We start from the raw sequence: 17,565 nt of genomic DNA on the forward strand, positions 1-17,565 counted from the left end.
CTAATTCAGCATCATTTAGTAAAAATAATTGTTAATAAATAATTTTAGGAGCATTCTTTTTAATGGACTTTAGCCCTCCCTTACAACAAGGTACTTTATTGAGGCGTTACAAACGTTTTCTGGCCGATGTGCAACTTGATGATGGTAGCGAAATCACCATTCACTGCCCCAATACTGGTTCGATGAAAAACTGTTTGTTTCCCGGTGAAACAGTTTGGTTTTCCAGCTCAGATAACCCCAAAAGAAAATACCCAAATACTTGGGAGCTCAGTGCCACCCCCGACAATCATTTAATTGGCATTAATACCGGCCGCGCCAATGCATTAGCCGAAGTGGCGATTAGTAATGGTGTCATTACTGAACTTAGCGGTTATGCATCACTAAAAAGAGAAGTGAAATATGGTGATGAAAATAGTCGTATCGACATTTTACTCAGTGATGAAACTAAACCTTTATGTTACGTTGAGATAAAGAGCTGTACATTATTAGAGCAAGCAGTAGGCTACTTTCCTGACTCAGTTACCACTCGTGGACAAAAGCATTTGCGTGAGTTAATGCATATGGCTAGTCTAGGTCACAGAGCGGTATTACTTTTTGTCGTCCAACATAGCGGCATTAATCTCGTTCAAGCTGCTGCGCATATCGATCCACAATATGCACAATTATTAAAGCAAGCAGTTAACTGTGGGGTTGAAGTGTTAGCATATCAAACCGAACTGTCGGCGCTATCCAGCAAAATTACTCGTAAGTGCAAAGTCATTGTTTAGTTCAAAAAAGTATAACTTACTAATCAAATAATTTGCCACGCTCTAGTGTTTCTGCTATAGATAGCGGCCATAAATTTTAGACGCACATAAAATCACTAATTATTACAGGAGATGCGTTATGCCTGAAGGCACCAAAAAACTTGGCGTACTCGCTATCGCAGGTGTAGAACCTTACCAGGAGAAAGCTGGCGAGGAGTATATGGGTGAAGAGCAACGCTCTCATTTTAAGATCATCTTAGACGCGTGGCGTAATCAGTTACGCGAAGAAGTTGATCGCACCTTGAACCATATGCAAGATGAAGCTGCTAATTTTCCAGATCCTGTTGACCGTGCAGCTCAAGAAGAAGAATTTAGCTTAGAGCTTCGAGCACGCGACAGAGAACGTAAGCTGATCAAGAAAATTGAAAAAACACTACAAAAAATTGAAGAAGACGATTTCGGTTTCTGTGATTCATGTGGTGTTGAAATCGGTATTCGCCGTTTAGAAGCACGTCCAACAGCTGATCAATGTATCGATTGTAAGACGCTTGCAGAAATAAAAGAAAGACAAATGGCTGGCTAATATAGCCCATACATTTGTCACACAGCAAAACTGCTAGCTTGCTATTTATGAGGCGGGGCAGTATTGATACCAAAAGGCGAGATTATTCTCGCCTTTTGTATTTTTTGATTTTTACTTTTAGGATTAACAGAACTTGTTTATCGGCTATGGCATAAAAGTAGTAACCTTTTAGGTCGACACCAATAAATCGAGGCAAAAGCTATGTCGCTGAACTCATCCGCTTATATTGGTCGCTTTGCTCCGTCCCCATCTGGCCCGTTACATTTTGGCTCCCTTATTGCAGCCCTTGGCAGTTACCTGCGGGCAAAACAGCAACAGGGTAAATGGCTCGTCAGGATTGAAGATATAGATCCACCAAGAGAAGTGGCTGGTGCAAGCAGTGATATATTGACCACCTTAGAGGCTTATGGCCTGCATTGGGATGATACTGAGCTATTTCAAAGCCATCGGCTTGATATCTATCAGCAGCATATTGAGCAGCTCTTAAAAGAAGATCTTAGCTATTTTTGCCATTGCACTCGAAAAAAAATTCAACAAATGGGCGGCGTTTATGACAGCCGCTGTGGTCAGCTACGCCCTCGATTAACCCAAGGCGCCGTTCGTATCAGAAATAGCGCCCAGGTTGAACATTTTACTGATTTAGTGATGGGAAGTGTCACGGTAAAGCACAGCTTTGCGGCTGAAGACTTTATCATCAAACGCAGTGATGGCCTTTACGCCTATCAATTAGCTGTGGTGTTAGATGATGCCTTTCAACAGATCACTGAAATAGTCAGAGGCTGCGATCTACTGGAAACCAGCTGCCGCCAAATAAGCATGAATAATATTTTGGGCTTTAACTCCCCCAATTGGCTGCATCTACCTTTAGCCTGCACCAAGCCAGGGTTTAAATTATCAAAGCAAAATTATGCTAATGCCATTGATCGAAAACGTCCCCAAGCCAGCATCAATGCCGCATTGCGCTTTCTTGGGCAACAACAAGTTGATATTGATGATGTCGATGTCATGCTAAAACAGGCCGCAGAGCAATTTGCGATTAGCCAAATTCCACAACTATCTGAGATTCTGATTGAGCAGTGATATACTCATTCAGTAACATTTGGTATATCATAGCCGCCAGATTTTTAACCATTTAATAATGTCGTTCGAGGTGTATTATTTTTCGCCGTATAAGTCAATTCTGCAAACAGCTGTTTGAAGACAATAAAACCACTCCTGTCATTGAGCCACAAAGCCAAGATGACGGCCTGCGTTTGGACATTGTCACCAGAGATGCCCATACTATTTCTCGACGCCAAATAAGTGAAAATGCGTTAAAAGTACTCTATAGACTCAGTAAATCTGGCTATAAAGCGTACCTAGTTGGCGGTGGTGTTCGTGACATTCTATTAGGTATGGAGCCGAAAGATTTTGATGTGGTCACCAATGCGACCCCTGAAGAAATTAAAAAGCTCTTTAGAAACTCACGCTTAGTGGGCCGCAGATTTAGATTGGCACACATTGTTTTTGGCCGTGATGTTATCGAAGTCGCCACCTTCCGTGGTCATCACAATGAAAATGATGACAAAATTTCCAAATCCAATGCTGAAGGTCGTCTACTTCGTGACAATGTCTACGGTGAAATAGATGAAGACGCTGAACGTCGCGACTTTACTATTAACGCCCTGTATTACGACATTAGCGACTACTCTATCCACAGCTACGGCGGTGGTATTCATGATATCGATGCTAGAGTCATCAAGCTGATTGGCGATCCTGAAACTCGTTACCGTGAAGATCCGGTGCGGATGTTACGTGCGGTGCGCTTTGCTACCAAACTGGATATGACCATTGAGCCGGTAACGGCTGCGCCAATAAAAGAATTAGCGCCATTATTAAAAGATATCCCTGCAGCGCGTATGTACGAAGAAGTGCTAAAGTTATTTTTTGCTGGCAAAGCAGAAGCTAACTACAACATGATGCAAGATTTTGGTTTATTTGCGCCGCTATTTCCGCAAATTGCTGCGTTAATCAAAGAGCAACCCAGTGGCAATACCGCTAAAATGCTAACGGCAGTCATGGCCAGTACCGACTTACGCGTCAGCCAAGATAAACCGGTAACGCCCGCCTTCTTTTATGCGGCATTATTGTGGTATCCACTCAAGCAACGTGCTGATGATATTGCCTTAGAAAGTGGCTTAAGTCATTACGATGCTCATGTTGCCGCTATGGGTGATGTGATGGAGCAGCAATGTCGCACCATTAGCATTCCACGCCGCTTCAGTACTCCAGCAAAAGATATTTGGCAGCTACAATTGCGTCTAGAACGTAGCCAAGGCACCCGTGCCTTCAAATTATTAGAGCACCCTAAATTCCGCGCTGCTTATGATTTATTATTACTGCGCGGCGAAGCCGAAGCGGGCAATATTGGTAAAATTGCCAATTGGTGGCAGTCATTTGTTGAAGCCGATGAGCAACAACGTACTGATATCGCCAAAAGCGGTAACAAGAATGGCCCAAGCAGAAATCGTAACGCCCAGCAGCGTAAACGTAGACGCCCTAATAAGCCTAAGCCAGCTCCAAAGCCTGCTAATACTCAAGAATAACAATGAGTCATAAACCACTTAAGGTTCACACTAGGGCGACCAAAGCCGCTGAAAAGGCAACAAGGGTATTTGTTGCCCTTGGCGCTAACCTTGAAAACCCAGAGCAGCAATTAGATAATGCAGTTACTGCAATAAAAAGCTTAGGGCAAGATCATCATATAAAGGTCTCTCATTATTATCGCTCACGACCAATGGGCGATGTAAAGCAACCTGACTATGTCAATGCCGTAGTTAGCTTTAGCACCACTCTTAGCCCTATCGATTTACTTGATGCCCTTCAGGCCATTGAGAATGAGCAAGGTAGAGTGAGAGATTTGCGCTGGGGACCAAGAACATTAGATCTCGATATTTTATTATATGGCGAGCTAATGGTTGATTTACCGAGATTAACAGTCCCCCATTACGGCATGAAACAACGCAGTTTTGTGCTAATACCACTGGCAGATATTGCTGCCGATTTAGTGCTACCATGTAACACTAAATTACAACACCTTATTACCACTGAAATGCGAGCTGAGTTAATTCAAATTTAACCCATTGTAATGGTAGCTCAGAGTGTATTTCCATTATTTGAATATGATTTCTTTGCAGAGTTTATTATGTCAAAAGTCACTAGCTCAACCCTGATAAAATTCAAACAAGAAGGTAAAAAATTTACCGCCCTTACCGCTTATGATGCCAGCTTTGCCGGCGCATTTGATAGCGAAGGTGTCGATGTGCTTCTTGTTGGCGACTCCTTAGGCATGGTGCTCCAAGGCCACAATGACACCTTACCTGTGACCGTTGATGACATTGCTTATCACACCGCCAGCGTCAGCCGCGGTTGTAAACGCGCCCTACTTATCGCAGATATGCCTTTTATGAGTTACGCCACACCGGAACAAACCATGCGCAATGCCAGCACCCTAATGCAAGCAGGTGCAACCATGGTAAAAATGGAAGGTGGTGAATGGCTACTTGAAAGCGTTAAAATGCTCACTGAACGCGGTATTCCTGTCTGTGCTCACCTTGGGTTAACTCCGCAATCAGTACACGTATTTGGTGGCTTTAAAATTCAGGGCCGAGAAGAAGATAAAGCCCAACGTATGATTGATGATGCCAAAGCTTTAGAAGCCGCTGGCGCGCAATTATTAGTAGTTGAATGCATTCCAACTGCACTCGCGAAAAAAATCTCTGAAGCGCTTACCATACCGGTAATTGGTATTGGTGCAGGTCCTGATACTGATGGCCAAATTTTGGTCATGCATGATGTACTGGGGATCTCCAGTGGTTACATTCCAAAGTTTTCTAAAAACTACCTCAAGCAAACTGGCGAAATACGCGCGGCAATAAGAGCCTATATCGAAGAAGTTGCCAATGGCAGTTTCCCTGCTGATGAACACTCATTTAATTAATAGTGAACCAATTAATTAATAGTGAACCAATTAATTAATAGTGAACCAATTAATTAATAGTGAACCAATTAATTAATAATGAACCAATTAATTAAATCGATAGATATTTTGGATAAATAGTTTAGGTAAAAATGATGATCACCACCGCGAATATTGCTGAGATTAGAAAGCAAGTAAAGCAATGGCATATGCAAGGTGAAACCGTTGCGTTTGTGCCAACCATGGGCAATTTACACCAAGGTCACATTAGATTAGTTACTGAAGCGCTTAAAAGAGCCGATCATGTGGTGGTGTCTATTTTTGTTAATCCAATGCAGTTTGGACAACATGAAGATTTAGCAGCTTACCCGCGCACCCTAGCAGATGATCAGAATGCACTGATTAATGCGGGTGCAGAGCTACTATTCACACCGACACCAGAGATTATTTACCCTAAAGGCTTAGAGAATCAGACCTTTGTTGAAGTACCTAAAATAGGCGAAGAGTTTTGCGGCGCCAGTCGTCCCGGACACTTCCGCGGTGTGGCAACCATAGTTTGTAAACTATTTAATATTGTTCAAGCGGATATCGCCCTATTTGGTCGTAAAGATTATCAACAGTTGATGGTCATCACCGCCATGGTTGAAGACTTATCTCTGCCTATCGACATCATCGGCATCGACACTGTTCGAGAAGCATCAGGGCTCGCTATGAGCTCTAGAAATGGCTATTTATCTGCCCAGCAAAAAATCCAAGCCACAAGCATAAAGAAGGTAATGGATTATGTTGCCGCTCAAGTGACCGCTGGAGAAACCATTGAGCTAGCCATTGAAGTAGCTAAACAACAGCTCATTGATGCAGGTTTTAAAATGGACTTTTTAGCGGTAAGAAACGCAGCGACTTTAGCCCCAGTGACAGCTGAAGATAACCATTTTGTTATACTTGTCGCGGCCTATCTGGGCAATACTCGCCTAATCGACAATCTAACTTTTAGTCGTTAAACCATTGGCTTGTTCGTTAGTAAGACTTAGAAGAGAATTCACTAAGTCTTACTAGTCTAATTGCTGACTCTGATTATGATTATGATTTTTAATCCAAATAGATAGTTATTTTGAAATTCGCTTTACTGCCCTTTTTAGCCAATATTCGCCTAATCGACAACCTGAGTTTTAGCCGTTAAGTCATTCACTAGTTGGCTTGTTCGATAGTAATACTTAGAAGAGGATTCACTAAGCCTTACGATCGTAATTGCTAAATCAGAAACATATCATCACTTTGTAATACTTATTACTGAATTTTGGCGAAAACCTCACCGAATCAATAACCTTACTTTTAGTCGTTAAGCCATTCGCCATTAACAGTGTAAGACTTAACCCACTGCCCACTAAGTATTACAAATTTATAGTGATTTTTTACTATTACATTATAAAACCAGCGTCAAAAAACTGGCATTCTCACCAAAATTAAGCCATAGTTAAAAAGTATGCCAAAGCATTACAGCAATAACCGACTATAATAATTAACAACCAGCGGAACTCAATGGATATTGAGCCTCCAAGCGGTAACCTTCTGATATAAACCCAACACCTAAGTTGATACGATATCGGTTAGACAAAAGGATCTGTGGCCGCATGCCAAGTAGACTATTACAAACATTCATTTTGCTAGCGTTGATTGCAAGCCCTATCGCATCAGCCAATGGCATTTATAAGTGCATGAAAGATGAACGCGTCGTCTTTAGTCAAACTGTCTGCCCGAAAGAGTATCGTCAGCACAAAATCGAATTTCAATTAGGGATCACTACCGAAATCGACTCTGATAAAGTTGTCCTTAAAGAAGACCCGCTCAAAGCCCTACTGAAGAAAAAAACCATTTCAAAAGAGAAGTTAATTCAGCTGCTTGATAGTGAAGTGTATCGATTGAAGCAAGAAAACAGCTACTTCGAAATTCTGCGCGCCAGTGAAATCCAAAAACTTGATCGTAATCGCTATTGGCATAAAAAAGAAAAAGATGACCCTGATTACATTAAAGATTTGAAAGAAATCAATTCACGCTTTGACGAGCTTATGAGCAATAATCGTCAAGTTATCATCGTATTAACTGATCATAAAAAGAAAATCATCGAAGAAAGTGATGCGCCAACATCACTGACACAAAAAGAAGGCTAGCCGCGACTAAAAGTGATTTTTAGTCGCTTTCATTTTAGCTAAGTACTGATTATCGACCTCACCAGCTAGCCTCAACTTAAACAGCCAGTATCAACTTAAACACTAGGCCAAACTCAATATTCTTGAGAAGCAAAGCCAGTTACTCCAGCCGCTAATCTGGCTTAAATACTCCGATCATATTGCCATTGGCTTTTTCAGCCCCTTTAGCTTCCGTTTGTTGCTCTCGGTAATCACAATCAGTACATTCCACAGTTTCAATACCATTTTCTTTGAATAATACGATACTGTCTTGGGCGTGACATTTAGGACATTTTGCTCCTGCAACGAAGCGCTTTTTAATTTTTGGCATAATGTTGTTATTTTTCTAATGTAATTGTGCAATTCCTGTGACGCTATTTTGCCATGATTTCAGCCAAAGCGTCTCACTATTTCACAGAAATAAAATGTCATTCAGCATTGGGATACGTTATTATCACTGCACTTTACGTATTCACTCCAATCAAGTTGCTATTCATGATCAACATCAGCCAAGCTCAGCTCATTCGCGGAACTAAAACCTTACTCGATGATGCCAACCTTACCGTTTACCCGGGCCATAAAGTGGGACTGGTCGGGGCCAATGGAACCGGAAAATCAACCCTGTTAGCGTTGATTTTGGGGCAGTTACAACTTGACAAGGGTGAGTTTAGCCTTCCTGCTGGTTGGCAAATAGCCACTGTAGCCCAAGAAACGCCTGCGCTAGAGGTGTCTGCACTGGAATATGTGCTTGATGGTGATAGTGAATTTCGAGAGCTTGAAGTTCAATTAAACAAAGCTCAAGATGAAGATGACGGCCATAAAATTGCCCTCATCCACGGTAAAATTGATGCGATTGGCGGCTATGCGATTAAATCTCGCGCCGGCTCATTGTTGGCAGGCCTAGGCTTTAGCGAAGCGGAGCAAAGCAATCCTGTAAAGAGCTTTTCAGGTGGTTGGCGAATGCGACTCAACCTTGCTCAAGCACTGTTGTGCCGCTCAGACTTACTGCTGCTGGATGAGCCCACCAACCATTTAGATTTAGACACCATGTACTGGCTAGAAGGCTGGATTAAGGCCTATCAAGGTACCCTGATCTTAATCAGCCATGACCGCGATTTTATTGATGGTATCGTGGATGAAATTGTTCACGTTGAACATACTAAGCTTAATTACTACAAAGGCAACTACAGCTCCTTTGAGCGGATCCGCGCCGAACGTATGGCGCAGCAGCAAGTGGCCTATGAGCGTCAACAAAAAGAACGGGCACATATGCAGAGCTTTGTTGACCGCTTCCGCTACAAAGCCAGTAAAGCTAAACAAGCCCAAAGCCGCTTAAAAGCGCTGGAGAAAATGGCTAACTTACTGCCATCCCATGCAGACAGCCCATTTCACATGGCATTTCGTGAGCCTGAAGCCTTGCCTAACCCATTAGTGACTATGGAGAAAGTCTCTATTGGCTATGATGATAAAACCATCCTTAGCGAAGTGGAGCTTAACTTAGTACCAGGTGCACGTATTGGCTTGCTGGGCCGAAATGGCGCGGGTAAATCAACCTTAATTAAGTTGCTATCGGGTCAATTACAACCCAAAACGGGTAGATACCAACCTAATCCAGGAATGAATATTGGTTATTTTGCTCAGCATCAAATTGAATTTTTAAGTCTTGATGATACCCCGTTACAGCACATGGTGCGATTAGCGCCTAACGCAAAAGAGCTAGAACTTAGAAACTTTCTCGGCGGTTTTGGTTTTAATGGCGATATGGCACTTGCCCCCGTTAGACCGTTCTCTGGTGGCGAAAAAGCGCGCTTAGTGTTGGCGCTATTAGTTTGGCAGCGTCCTAACGTACTGTTACTCGATGAGCCCACCAACCACTTGGATTTAGAAATGCGTCACGCATTGACCATGGCGCTGCAAACATTTGAAGGTGCGATGGTGATTGTGTCACATGATCGACATCTTTTACGTTTAAGCTGTAGCGATTACTACTTAGTAGACCAAGGCGCTGTTAAACCATTCCAAGGTGATTTAGATGACTATCATCAATGGTTATTAGATGCGGCTAAAGCGGCTCAGTCCAATAGCAGTAAAGATAGCTCGGCAACTCCAAGTATTGATAAAAAGCAGCAAAAACGCATTGAAGCAGAGCTAAGACAAAAAGTATCGCCACTGCGTAAAAAACAAATAAAGTTAGAAACTGAGCAACAAAAAATCACTGCCAGATTAGCAGAATTAGAAATAGAGTTAGCTGATGGTTCACTTTATGAAGCTGAAAATAAAGCTAAAATGACCAAAGTACTCAATGAAAGAACCACGCTCACCCAATCAATGGACGAAAGTGAAATGAACTGGTTTGAGCTACAAGAAGAAATTGAAATCATCGAACAAGAGTTTGGTATCGGTTAATTCATAATGCAGATAACAAGGGATAGGATCAGTGCAGCAGTTTAATTCATTACTATGGCGAGAATGTGAAAGCCAATACGCTATTGAACCTAAGCGCTACATCAGCCTTCAGGATGCTTACCAAGTGAATATTAACATGCTGCTACTGGCGCAATACCTTGATAAAAAAGGCTATCTACTGCCCTTAGTCCAATGGCAAGCGTTAGCGGCTACCATAAACGATTGGGACACCAAGGTCGTTAACCCTTATCGGACCTTGCGCCGTTTAGCGAAAGAGCATATTAAAGCTAATGAATATCAGCAGATGCTCGACATTGAGTTAATGCTGGAACGTAAATCCCAGCAAATGCTACTAACAAAACTCAACACTGTTACCCCAGAGATTAAAGCGAATCAGCATTGCGAAAATGAAAATACCGATAACTACTTATCATTATTCGGGATTAACCATGATGATTTTAAAAATTTACACGCAATTTAATACCGCTGCAGACTAACAAAATCACATAGCATTAAACCTTAACTGACGGCTTTAAACGCTCTGCCAATAAGGTCGCATTTCGGGCCACAATCGCGTAAATCGATAGCTGCGGATTAGCACCTAAACTAGTTGGAAATATGGAGCCATCCATAACTGACAAGTTTTCAAAATAATGGGAGCTCCCCTCACTATTGACCATCGATAGGGTTTTATCTTCTCCCATAGCGCAACCGCCCATTACATGGGCAGAGGCTACAATGGTTTTTAATAAACCAATATCCATAGTGGCAATGGTTTGCTTGGCTTGTTGCCAGTTAAGCTGCTTGCCAACACCATCATTAATGGGCAACACGGCATTAGCACCTGCAGCAAATTGCAGCTCTGCCATAGTGGCAAACGCCCTTCTCGCCGCATCCCAAAAAGGTTTTTGTAGCGGATAATCTAACGCAAAGCCGGTATCAGTTAAGCGTACTTGCCCACCTGGAGACTGAGCCGAATAGCCATCACGCACTAAGGCAATCATCACCTGTAAATTGTTAAACTGGGTCATTAACTCGGCATGACTACGACCATAACCAATGGTTTTTGATGCGATTAATACTGGATGGATCGGGGGCACTTCTAATTTATAACCCAGCTCTCCAGCAGCGCCATCACGCCATACAAATTCATCGGAATATATCGATTGCGGCGCGCCGCTATGGCCATCAATTTGCTTATCAAAAATGCTGCCTGATAACAAAGTAGGATGAAGAAAAGTTTTACCTAAAAGCTGATAAGGATCTGGGGTATTAGCACGCATTAAAATCGTCGGCGTATGAAGAGCACCCGCACTAAGAATATAGTGCTTCGCCTTAAAAGTCAGAGTCGCGCCATGGCCTGAAGCAAGAGGCGCTCTGGCGGTTAAACCAGTCACTTTATCGGCTTTATGCTGTAGATCAGTAATTTTAGCGTTTGATATTAACTGAGCGCCTTGCTCTAAGGCACTCGGTATGGTGGTGACCAGCATAGACTGCTTAGCGTTGACCGGGCACCCCATACCGCAATAACCTGTATTCCAGCAACCTTTAACATTACGTTTGATCACCGTATATTCCCAACCGAGTTTTTCACAGCCTTCTTTTAAGGCCGCATTATTACGGTTAGGTTGAAATTGCCACTCGCTGATATTTAGCCGCGTTTCCATTTTTTCAAACCATGGCAATAAGCTTTCTGACGATAGGCCTTTAACTGACTTTTCTTGGGCCCAAAATGCTAAGGCTTGCTCAGGTGTACGAATTGAGGTGGTCCAATTAACCGTCGTTGAGCCGCCCACACTGCGACCTTGAAAAATACCAATACCTTTGTCAGCGGTTTTCATCGCTGCTGCTTGCTGATATAGATCAGGGTAAGCACGGCGCTCTTCCATATTAAAATCACTGGACGATTTAAGTGGTCCAGCTTCAACCATGATGACCTTAAGACCCGCTTGAGTGAGGATTTCAGCTGCCGTTCCGCCCCCCGCGCCCGTGCCGACAATCACTACGTCTGCTTCAAAATGCTGATCGTTTTCAAGTTTACTCGCATCAATATGTTGCCAGCCGGCTTTTAAACCTTCTGTAATGGGGTCAATAATATTAGCGGCCACGTCTCACTCCTAAACACGGTTTACATCAAAGAAAATTAGACTGTCAAAAAAGTGGGTTTAGCGTAATGTAACCGTCCCCAATGCTCTGGGCAGGCATAATAACTGGATAGCACTAATTCCCGTAAGCCAAGATAGGCAGTTTGCAGCATTTGCAGAAAATGATGGCGCCACTCTTCTAGCATCAACACTAACTCATCAGCAGAGCGAAGCATCAATGGCGTCAGGCTACTCGTTAGCAGCAATAAACCCATCCGGCTCTCAAGTAGATTTAATAGCTGATTAATCTCGCTTTTTTGATCATCAGGCAGCACACTGATGGTTTGATTAATCGCGACTATGGTACGATTAATAAAGGCTTCGCGATAATTAGCAACTTCTGGCAAAGTGCCATCCATAAAAATAGGGATTAGCACATTAAAAAGTAAACGATGATTTTCATCAGGATGATCGGTAATGTCTGGGGTGTATAAACTCACACCCAAGGCCAGCGCAGCGGTACCGGTAAAGGCGCCAGCCAAAAAGGTTCTTCGTTTCATAGTTATCCCTTGCTGCAAACATCTGTGATAAAGTGGTCGCTAACAACATTTAAACATACGTTTGAACATTCACAAACTATTGCACTATACATACCCTTATGAAAAAGATTTTCACTCCACCATGGTGGGCAGTAAGTCCTCATATTCAAACGATTTTACCTGTTTTATTTAAGGTGGCCAAACCAGACACCCACAGACAGCGCCAAGAGCTGACTGACGGTGATTTTATTGATTTGGATTGGTTAGGCAAGCCGCAAAATGGCCAGCCAATTTTAGTGATCCTCCATGGACTTGAAGGCAGTAGTGAATCACACTACGTCAGGCGTATGCTACAAACCGCCCAAAACCATGGCTTATGCGCTGTTGTCCATCATCACCGTAGTTGCTCAGGCGAGCCAAATCGGTTAGCCAGAAGTTACCATAGTGGCGACACCGAAGATATTCACTTTACCCTAACTCAGTTACATCAGCAGTACCCAGAATCACCACTGTATGCCGTCGGCTACAGCCTAGGCGGCAATGTACTGGCAAAATATCAAGGTGAACAAGGCGAGCAAAGCTTGCTAGAAAAAACCATAATTGTTTCAGCGCCTTTGTGGCTCGCAGCCTGTGCTAAAAAATTAGAAAAGGGCTTTTCAAAAGTTTATCAGCAGCATTTAATAAAGCAACTGCAAGCCAAAATGCACAGCAAAGTACTGCAAAGCAATTTGGTTGAGAAAATGCCCGTCACTGAAGCGCAAATTCAGCAATTAAGCACCTTTTATTTATTCGATGATAAAGTGACGGCTCCTTTACACGGTTTTGCTGACGTTAATGATTACTACCAAAGAGCCAGTGGTAAGCCTTTTTTAAAAAATGTCAGCAAGTCGACCTTAGTTATCCATGCTCAAGACGATCCTTTCATGACCGATGATGTCATTCCTGCGGCAGTAGAATTATCAGAACATGTGGAATACGAGTTACACCCTAAGGGCGGCCATGTTGGCTTTATCAGCGGCGGCGTTCCTTGGAAGCCACGTTTTTACCTTGAATCAAGAATTATCCATTTTTTAAAGAGCTAATTATGCTTATTCCTTATGATGCCTTGCTACAACTGCCACCAGCAACATTAGACAATTTAATTAAAGAGTACTTGTTTACCCAAATTGAAGATGGCTCTTTTGGCCAAACCGATGACGCTCAGTTACAAAATGCCATAAATCAATGTAAACAAGCTTTAAAACAAGGCGAACTCATCGTTGAATTTAGCGAAGAAGATGAATCCATTGCCATTAGACAAAAACAGCAGATCATTCATCCAAACAGTGATGACAAAGAGCCATTCTTTTAATGCAAGATTGACCTAACCCGTTTCAAGCCGTATAAATAGAGTCTGTTTTTCTTCAGGTTGAAACATGTGAATGTGAATGACTAACGGATTATAAAATACTGAATTGTCATCATAATTAACTTCTTCACGTTTGATCTAGGTAGGATAAATGTCTATTAAACACCCCATTATTGCTGTTACTGGCTCATCTGGCGCAGGCACAACAACAACGACCACAGCATTTACTCATATCTTCCGCCAGCTGGGCATTAATGCAGCGTTTATTGAAGGGGATAGTTTCCATAACTTCACCCGTGCAGAGATGGAAGTATTAATTCGCAAGTCACAGGCTGAAAATAACAACCTCAGTTACTTTGGCCCTGAAGCCAATAATTTCGTCAAACTTGAAGAGTGCTTTAAAAGCTATGCCGAAACAGGCCAAGGCCAAACCCGTAGCTACTTACATACTTTTGATGAAGCGGTGCCATTTAACCAAATGCCCGGCACATTTACCCAGTGGCACCCATTACCTGAAAAAACCGATATGCTGTATTACGAGGGTTTGCATGGCGGCGTCGTCACTGAAGATGCTGATGTTGCCAAGCACGTAGATTTATTGATTGGTATGGTGCCCATTGTCAATTTAGAGTGGATTCAAAAAATTATTCGCGATACCTCAGACAGAGGCCATAGCCGTGAAAAAGTCATGGGCTCGATTGTGCGCAGTATGGATGATTATATTAAGCATATGACGCCACAATTTTCTCGCACCCATATCAACTTTCAACGAGTTCCTACAGTTGATACCTCCAATCCATTTAGCGCTAAAGACATCCCCAGCTTAGACGAAAGTTTTGTGGTGATCCGCTTTAGAGATATTGACAATGTTGATTTTCCTTATTACTTAAGAATGATTGACGGCTCGTTTATGTCACGCATCAATACTTTAGTCGTGCCTGGTGGCAAGATGTCATTAGCAATGGAGTTAATATTAACCCCACTGATTAAAGATATTATGCAGAAAAAAGCAGCTGCCGATGAAGTACAACAGCTCGATGATGCTAGCCCAGCAGAATAAGCAACGACTAATACAAGTAATACAAGTAAACTTGGCAGGTTAAGCTTAATTTAAGCCTAAACCATTATCATTCTCGCTGTCGGGACTTCAGGCGAAAGAACGATAGTTGATGTGCTCTTGGGTGTTAATTCCCCCTTATTTATCTGTTAGCGCACTTGGGCATATCAGCAAACCTGCTTCTATTATTCGCTGTTCCTGTCACTTGCTCTTTGAAGCGCCCTTATAAGCCGCGTTCAATTAAGACTAAAACCATTTCAACTCGCCCTGTTAAACCGTTAATTTAACGAGACCAGTAAGCGTTTTATCTCAGCCCGAACCAAATCAATTTTAGCGGTAATCTCCATACTTGCAGCTTCGCTCTCTAGCATCTGTTGCCATTGTTCTGACCAAACCAAGGTTAAATTTTGTGCTTTAAGCCTGACTTGATCATTGGTTAATGAACTTAAATCTTCAATTAAGCCCACTTTGACCCATCCCACCCTAGGGTTACCTAATTCAGTATCATTATCGTAATGCGCCGCATAGACCAATTGCTCTAATTGCGCTAGCTCTAGCAGCATTTCAAAACTTGCTGTTCTAACATTGCTATTATGCTCTGTTATCTCCATACGCCAGACGTTTTATGAGAATCCCATTAGCGAAAACAGTAAGCTAAATATCACCGTAAGCTGATAGAGCTTTAATTTATTATCTACAATTCCATTCATTGTGATCGCCTAGTCGTGATGAATAAACTGACTCTAATCATCAGCTAATAATAGCTATGATTTGTCCACGCGCACTAAAATTTAGCCACAAAAAAACGGCCTTGTTGGCCGTTTCAATTCAAACAAAACATTGCTTAATTCATTAATGGAATGATTTCACGATAAGCCCTGCCTTGCTGATACTGTTCAAGTCGCATGATAAATTCATCGCTCTGGGCAACTTCTGGGTTTTGCTTTAATGCTTCAATGGCTTTTTGTTGGGTATCAACAGCCAGTTCAAACTCACCCATTTCGGCATAAGCAGCAGCAAGGTTATCTAAGTTGGTTGGATCGTTAGCGTTACTTTCAAGCAATTGCAGTGCAAGCTGCACCGCTTTTGACCCATTACGATACTCTTCTTCAGGGCAGGTCGCTAAAATCCACGCCACATTCCCCAGCGCAATTTCGTCACCTGCTTGGGTGAATTGCTCTAAAGCTTTGCCGCAACTGCGGGTTACACCATCGCCACCAGCAGAGTAAATAAAGCCTAATCGAAAGTGAGCTCGTGGATCGCCATGCTTAGCTAAAGACTGGTACCATTTTTCTGCTACCGCTAAATCCCGCGGTAATAACTTTCCTTCAAAGGTTAAATCTGCCAAAGTTTGCTGCGCTTTAATATGATCTTGTAGCGCCGCTTGCTCGACCCAATAAATGCCTTGATCAATATCTTGGTCGACAAATCGCCCCGCTAAACTCATTAGCCCTAATAAAAATTGTGCGTCGGCATTGCCTTCCGCCGCCCGCAATTGGATATGAACTAATTTACTAGCCGCTTGAGATGCTTTCGATTGAGGAATTGAAAAGGCACTGACTGGCGCACTGACACTCGTCAATAAACCTAATGAGCAGGCTAAGCCAACACTTAATAATTTCTGCGAATATTTCAAACTAACCTCGTACTGCAGCGATTCAACTTTGATAATCAAATTAACAATAACCACCAATGGGGATTTTTACAATAAACCAATCCCTATTAATCATAATAAATCGTTCATCTTCAATCTAAAGCTTGATAAAAATCTGATAAAACAATGCTTTTAAAGAAACATCAACTTGCCAATTAAAACAGATAAGGCTAAATTAGATAATAATGTGGCGTGCAGCTGCAAAAATAAATTTCTAATTTAATAACTTAATACCGTACTTGACTGTTTTTTCATAATGTTAAACTCGATCTTCATCAAAGTTTTACACGATTAACTCAAGTACAATTACTTTATTAGATAGTCCTTACTTTCATTTTATCAATCGAGGAAATACACATGGCTCTGATTGGCAAGCCTAAACCTGATCCAACTTTGGAATGGTTTCTTTCACACTGTCACATCCATAAATACCCAGCGAAAAGCACCTTGATACACGCAGGTGAAGAGTCTGATACCTTGTATTACATCGTTAAAGGTTCAGTCGCTGTATTGATTAAAGATGAAGAAGGGAAAGAAATGATCCTTTCATACCTTAATCAAGGTGACTTTATTGGTGAACTTGGTTTATTCGAAGAACAAGCTGAACGTACAGCTTGGGTTCGTGCCAAACAACCTTGTGAAATCGCAGAAATTTCTTACAAGAAATTCAAGCAACTGATTCAGGTTAATCCTGAAATTCTAATGAAGTTAACTGCGCAAATGGCTTACCGTTTGCACAGCACTAGCCAAAAAGTCGGCGATTTAGCTTTCTTAGACGTTGCTGGACGCATCGCACAAACATTATTACACCTTGCTAAGCAACCAGATGCAATGACTCACCCTGATGGCATGCAAATTAAGATCACTCGTCAAGAGATTGGTCAAATTGTAGGTTGTTCACGTGAGACTGTTGGCCGTATATTAAAAATGCTTGAAGAACAAAATCTTATTCAAGCTCACGGTAAAACTATTGTGGTATATGGCACTCGTTAAGTTAAGCTTCA

Annotated in this window: 19 protein-coding genes; 14 read left to right on the forward strand and 5 right to left on the reverse strand. The window is 42.2% G+C overall.

Going from position 1 to position 17,565, the window contains the following annotated elements; genetic code table 11:
- The first annotated feature begins 62 nt into the window (after nucleotides 1–62).
- From sfsA to Q4533_RS03210, 8 genes are all read left to right on the forward strand, one after another.
- Nucleotides 63–767: a DNA/RNA nuclease SfsA gene (gene sfsA, locus Q4533_RS03175; protein ID WP_303501846.1), complete on the forward strand. Its 705-nt coding sequence runs from the start codon at nucleotides 63–65 to the stop codon at nucleotides 765–767.
- Between the two features lie 118 nt (nucleotides 768–885).
- Complete coding sequence (gene dksA, locus Q4533_RS03180) at nucleotides 886–1,329, forward strand: RNA polymerase-binding protein DksA (protein WP_102435720.1); 444 nt, start codon at nucleotides 886–888, stop codon at nucleotides 1,327–1,329.
- Nucleotides 1,330–1,530: 201 nt separating this feature from the next.
- Entirely contained in the window at nucleotides 1,531–2,409 is an 879-nt protein-coding gene (gene gluQRS, locus Q4533_RS03185; RefSeq protein WP_102435718.1) for a tRNA glutamyl-Q(34) synthetase GluQRS, read from the forward strand.
- A 167-nt stretch (nucleotides 2,410–2,576) separates the two neighbouring features.
- Nucleotides 2,577–3,914 carry a polynucleotide adenylyltransferase PcnB gene (locus tag Q4533_RS03190; RefSeq protein WP_241901108.1) on the forward strand — a complete coding sequence of 446 codons (1,338 nt, stop codon included), beginning with the start codon at nucleotides 2,577–2,579 and terminating at the stop codon, nucleotides 3,912–3,914.
- A gap of 2 nt (nucleotides 3,915–3,916) precedes the next feature.
- Complete coding sequence (gene folK, locus Q4533_RS03195; protein ID WP_102435714.1) at nucleotides 3,917–4,447, forward strand: 2-amino-4-hydroxy-6-hydroxymethyldihydropteridine diphosphokinase; 531 nt, start codon at nucleotides 3,917–3,919, stop codon at nucleotides 4,445–4,447.
- Nucleotides 4,448–4,513: 66 nt separating this feature from the next.
- Nucleotides 4,514–5,308: a 3-methyl-2-oxobutanoate hydroxymethyltransferase gene (panB, locus tag Q4533_RS03200; RefSeq protein ID WP_102435750.1), complete on the forward strand. Its 795-nt coding sequence runs from the start codon at nucleotides 4,514–4,516 to the stop codon at nucleotides 5,306–5,308.
- Nucleotides 5,309–5,442: 134 nt separating this feature from the next.
- On the forward strand, nucleotides 5,443–6,288 hold the full coding sequence (gene panC, locus Q4533_RS03205) for a pantoate--beta-alanine ligase (protein WP_102475920.1): 846 nt from the start codon (nucleotides 5,443–5,445) through the stop codon (nucleotides 6,286–6,288).
- 630 nt (nucleotides 6,289–6,918) lie between these two features.
- On the forward strand, nucleotides 6,919–7,455 hold the full coding sequence (locus Q4533_RS03210) for a DUF4124 domain-containing protein (protein WP_102439907.1): 537 nt from the start codon (nucleotides 6,919–6,921) through the stop codon (nucleotides 7,453–7,455).
- Between the two features lie 151 nt (nucleotides 7,456–7,606).
- Here Q4533_RS03210 and Q4533_RS03215 read toward each other — a convergent pair whose 3' ends face one another.
- The gene (locus tag Q4533_RS03215; RefSeq protein WP_303501849.1) at nucleotides 7,607–7,804 is read right to left on the reverse strand and encodes a YheV family putative zinc ribbon protein; all 198 of its coding nucleotides are present in this window, start codon (nucleotides 7,802–7,804) and stop codon (nucleotides 7,607–7,609) included.
- A 164-nt stretch (nucleotides 7,805–7,968) separates the two neighbouring features.
- Here Q4533_RS03215 and Q4533_RS03220 point away from each other — a divergent pair, with 164 nt between their 5' ends.
- Nucleotides 7,969–9,879 (forward strand): ABC transporter ATP-binding protein, encoded by a 1,911-nt coding sequence (locus Q4533_RS03220; RefSeq protein ID WP_102439909.1) that lies wholly within the window; start codon nucleotides 7,969–7,971, stop codon nucleotides 9,877–9,879.
- A gap of 31 nt (nucleotides 9,880–9,910) precedes the next feature.
- The gene (locus Q4533_RS03225) at nucleotides 9,911–10,360 is read left to right on the forward strand and encodes a TIGR02444 family protein (RefSeq protein WP_303501851.1); all 450 of its coding nucleotides are present in this window, start codon (nucleotides 9,911–9,913) and stop codon (nucleotides 10,358–10,360) included.
- Nucleotides 10,361–10,391: 31 nt separating this feature from the next.
- Here the strand turns inward: Q4533_RS03225 and Q4533_RS03230 are convergent, their stop codons facing one another.
- Both Q4533_RS03230 and Q4533_RS03235 read right to left on the reverse strand, forming a co-directional pair.
- Entirely contained in the window at nucleotides 10,392–11,987 is a 1,596-nt protein-coding gene (locus tag Q4533_RS03230; RefSeq protein WP_303501853.1) for a GMC family oxidoreductase, read from the reverse strand.
- A 35-nt stretch (nucleotides 11,988–12,022) separates the two neighbouring features.
- Nucleotides 12,023–12,523 carry a TAT leader-containing periplasmic protein gene (locus tag Q4533_RS03235; RefSeq protein ID WP_102520645.1) on the reverse strand — a complete coding sequence of 167 codons (501 nt, stop codon included), beginning with the start codon at nucleotides 12,521–12,523 and terminating at the stop codon, nucleotides 12,023–12,025.
- Nucleotides 12,524–12,621: 98 nt separating this feature from the next.
- On the opposite strand from Q4533_RS03235, the gene Q4533_RS03240 reads away from it, so the two are divergent.
- From Q4533_RS03240 to Q4533_RS03250, 3 genes are all read left to right on the forward strand, one after another.
- Nucleotides 12,622–13,584 (forward strand): hydrolase, encoded by a 963-nt coding sequence (locus Q4533_RS03240; protein ID WP_102439913.1) that lies wholly within the window; start codon nucleotides 12,622–12,624, stop codon nucleotides 13,582–13,584.
- Between the two features lie 2 nt (nucleotides 13,585–13,586).
- A complete protein-coding gene (locus Q4533_RS03245; RefSeq protein ID WP_102439914.1) occupies nucleotides 13,587–13,853 on the forward strand; it encodes a YheU family protein in 267 nt (88 codons plus the stop codon).
- A 148-nt stretch (nucleotides 13,854–14,001) separates the two neighbouring features.
- Nucleotides 14,002–14,910, forward strand: coding sequence for a phosphoribulokinase (locus tag Q4533_RS03250; protein ID WP_102475917.1), 909 nt, complete (start codon nucleotides 14,002–14,004; stop codon nucleotides 14,908–14,910).
- Between the two features lie 275 nt (nucleotides 14,911–15,185).
- Here the strand turns inward: Q4533_RS03250 and Q4533_RS03255 are convergent, their stop codons facing one another.
- Nucleotides 15,186–15,518 carry a hypothetical protein gene (locus Q4533_RS03255; protein ID WP_303501855.1) on the reverse strand — a complete coding sequence of 111 codons (333 nt, stop codon included), beginning with the start codon at nucleotides 15,516–15,518 and terminating at the stop codon, nucleotides 15,186–15,188.
- Nucleotides 15,519–15,751: 233 nt separating this feature from the next.
- Nucleotides 15,752–16,543, reverse strand: coding sequence for a tetratricopeptide repeat protein (locus tag Q4533_RS03260; protein WP_102439961.1), 792 nt, complete (start codon nucleotides 16,541–16,543; stop codon nucleotides 15,752–15,754).
- A 375-nt stretch (nucleotides 16,544–16,918) separates the two neighbouring features.
- On the opposite strand from Q4533_RS03260, the gene crp reads away from it, so the two are divergent.
- Nucleotides 16,919–17,554, forward strand: coding sequence for a cAMP-activated global transcriptional regulator CRP (gene crp, locus Q4533_RS03265; protein ID WP_076538973.1), 636 nt, complete (start codon nucleotides 16,919–16,921; stop codon nucleotides 17,552–17,554).
- Nucleotides 17,555–17,565: the final 11 nt, after the last annotated feature.

This window comes from Shewanella sp. 6_MG-2023 (genome assembly GCF_030547195.1).
Lineage (GTDB): Bacteria > Pseudomonadota > Gammaproteobacteria > Enterobacterales > Shewanellaceae > Shewanella.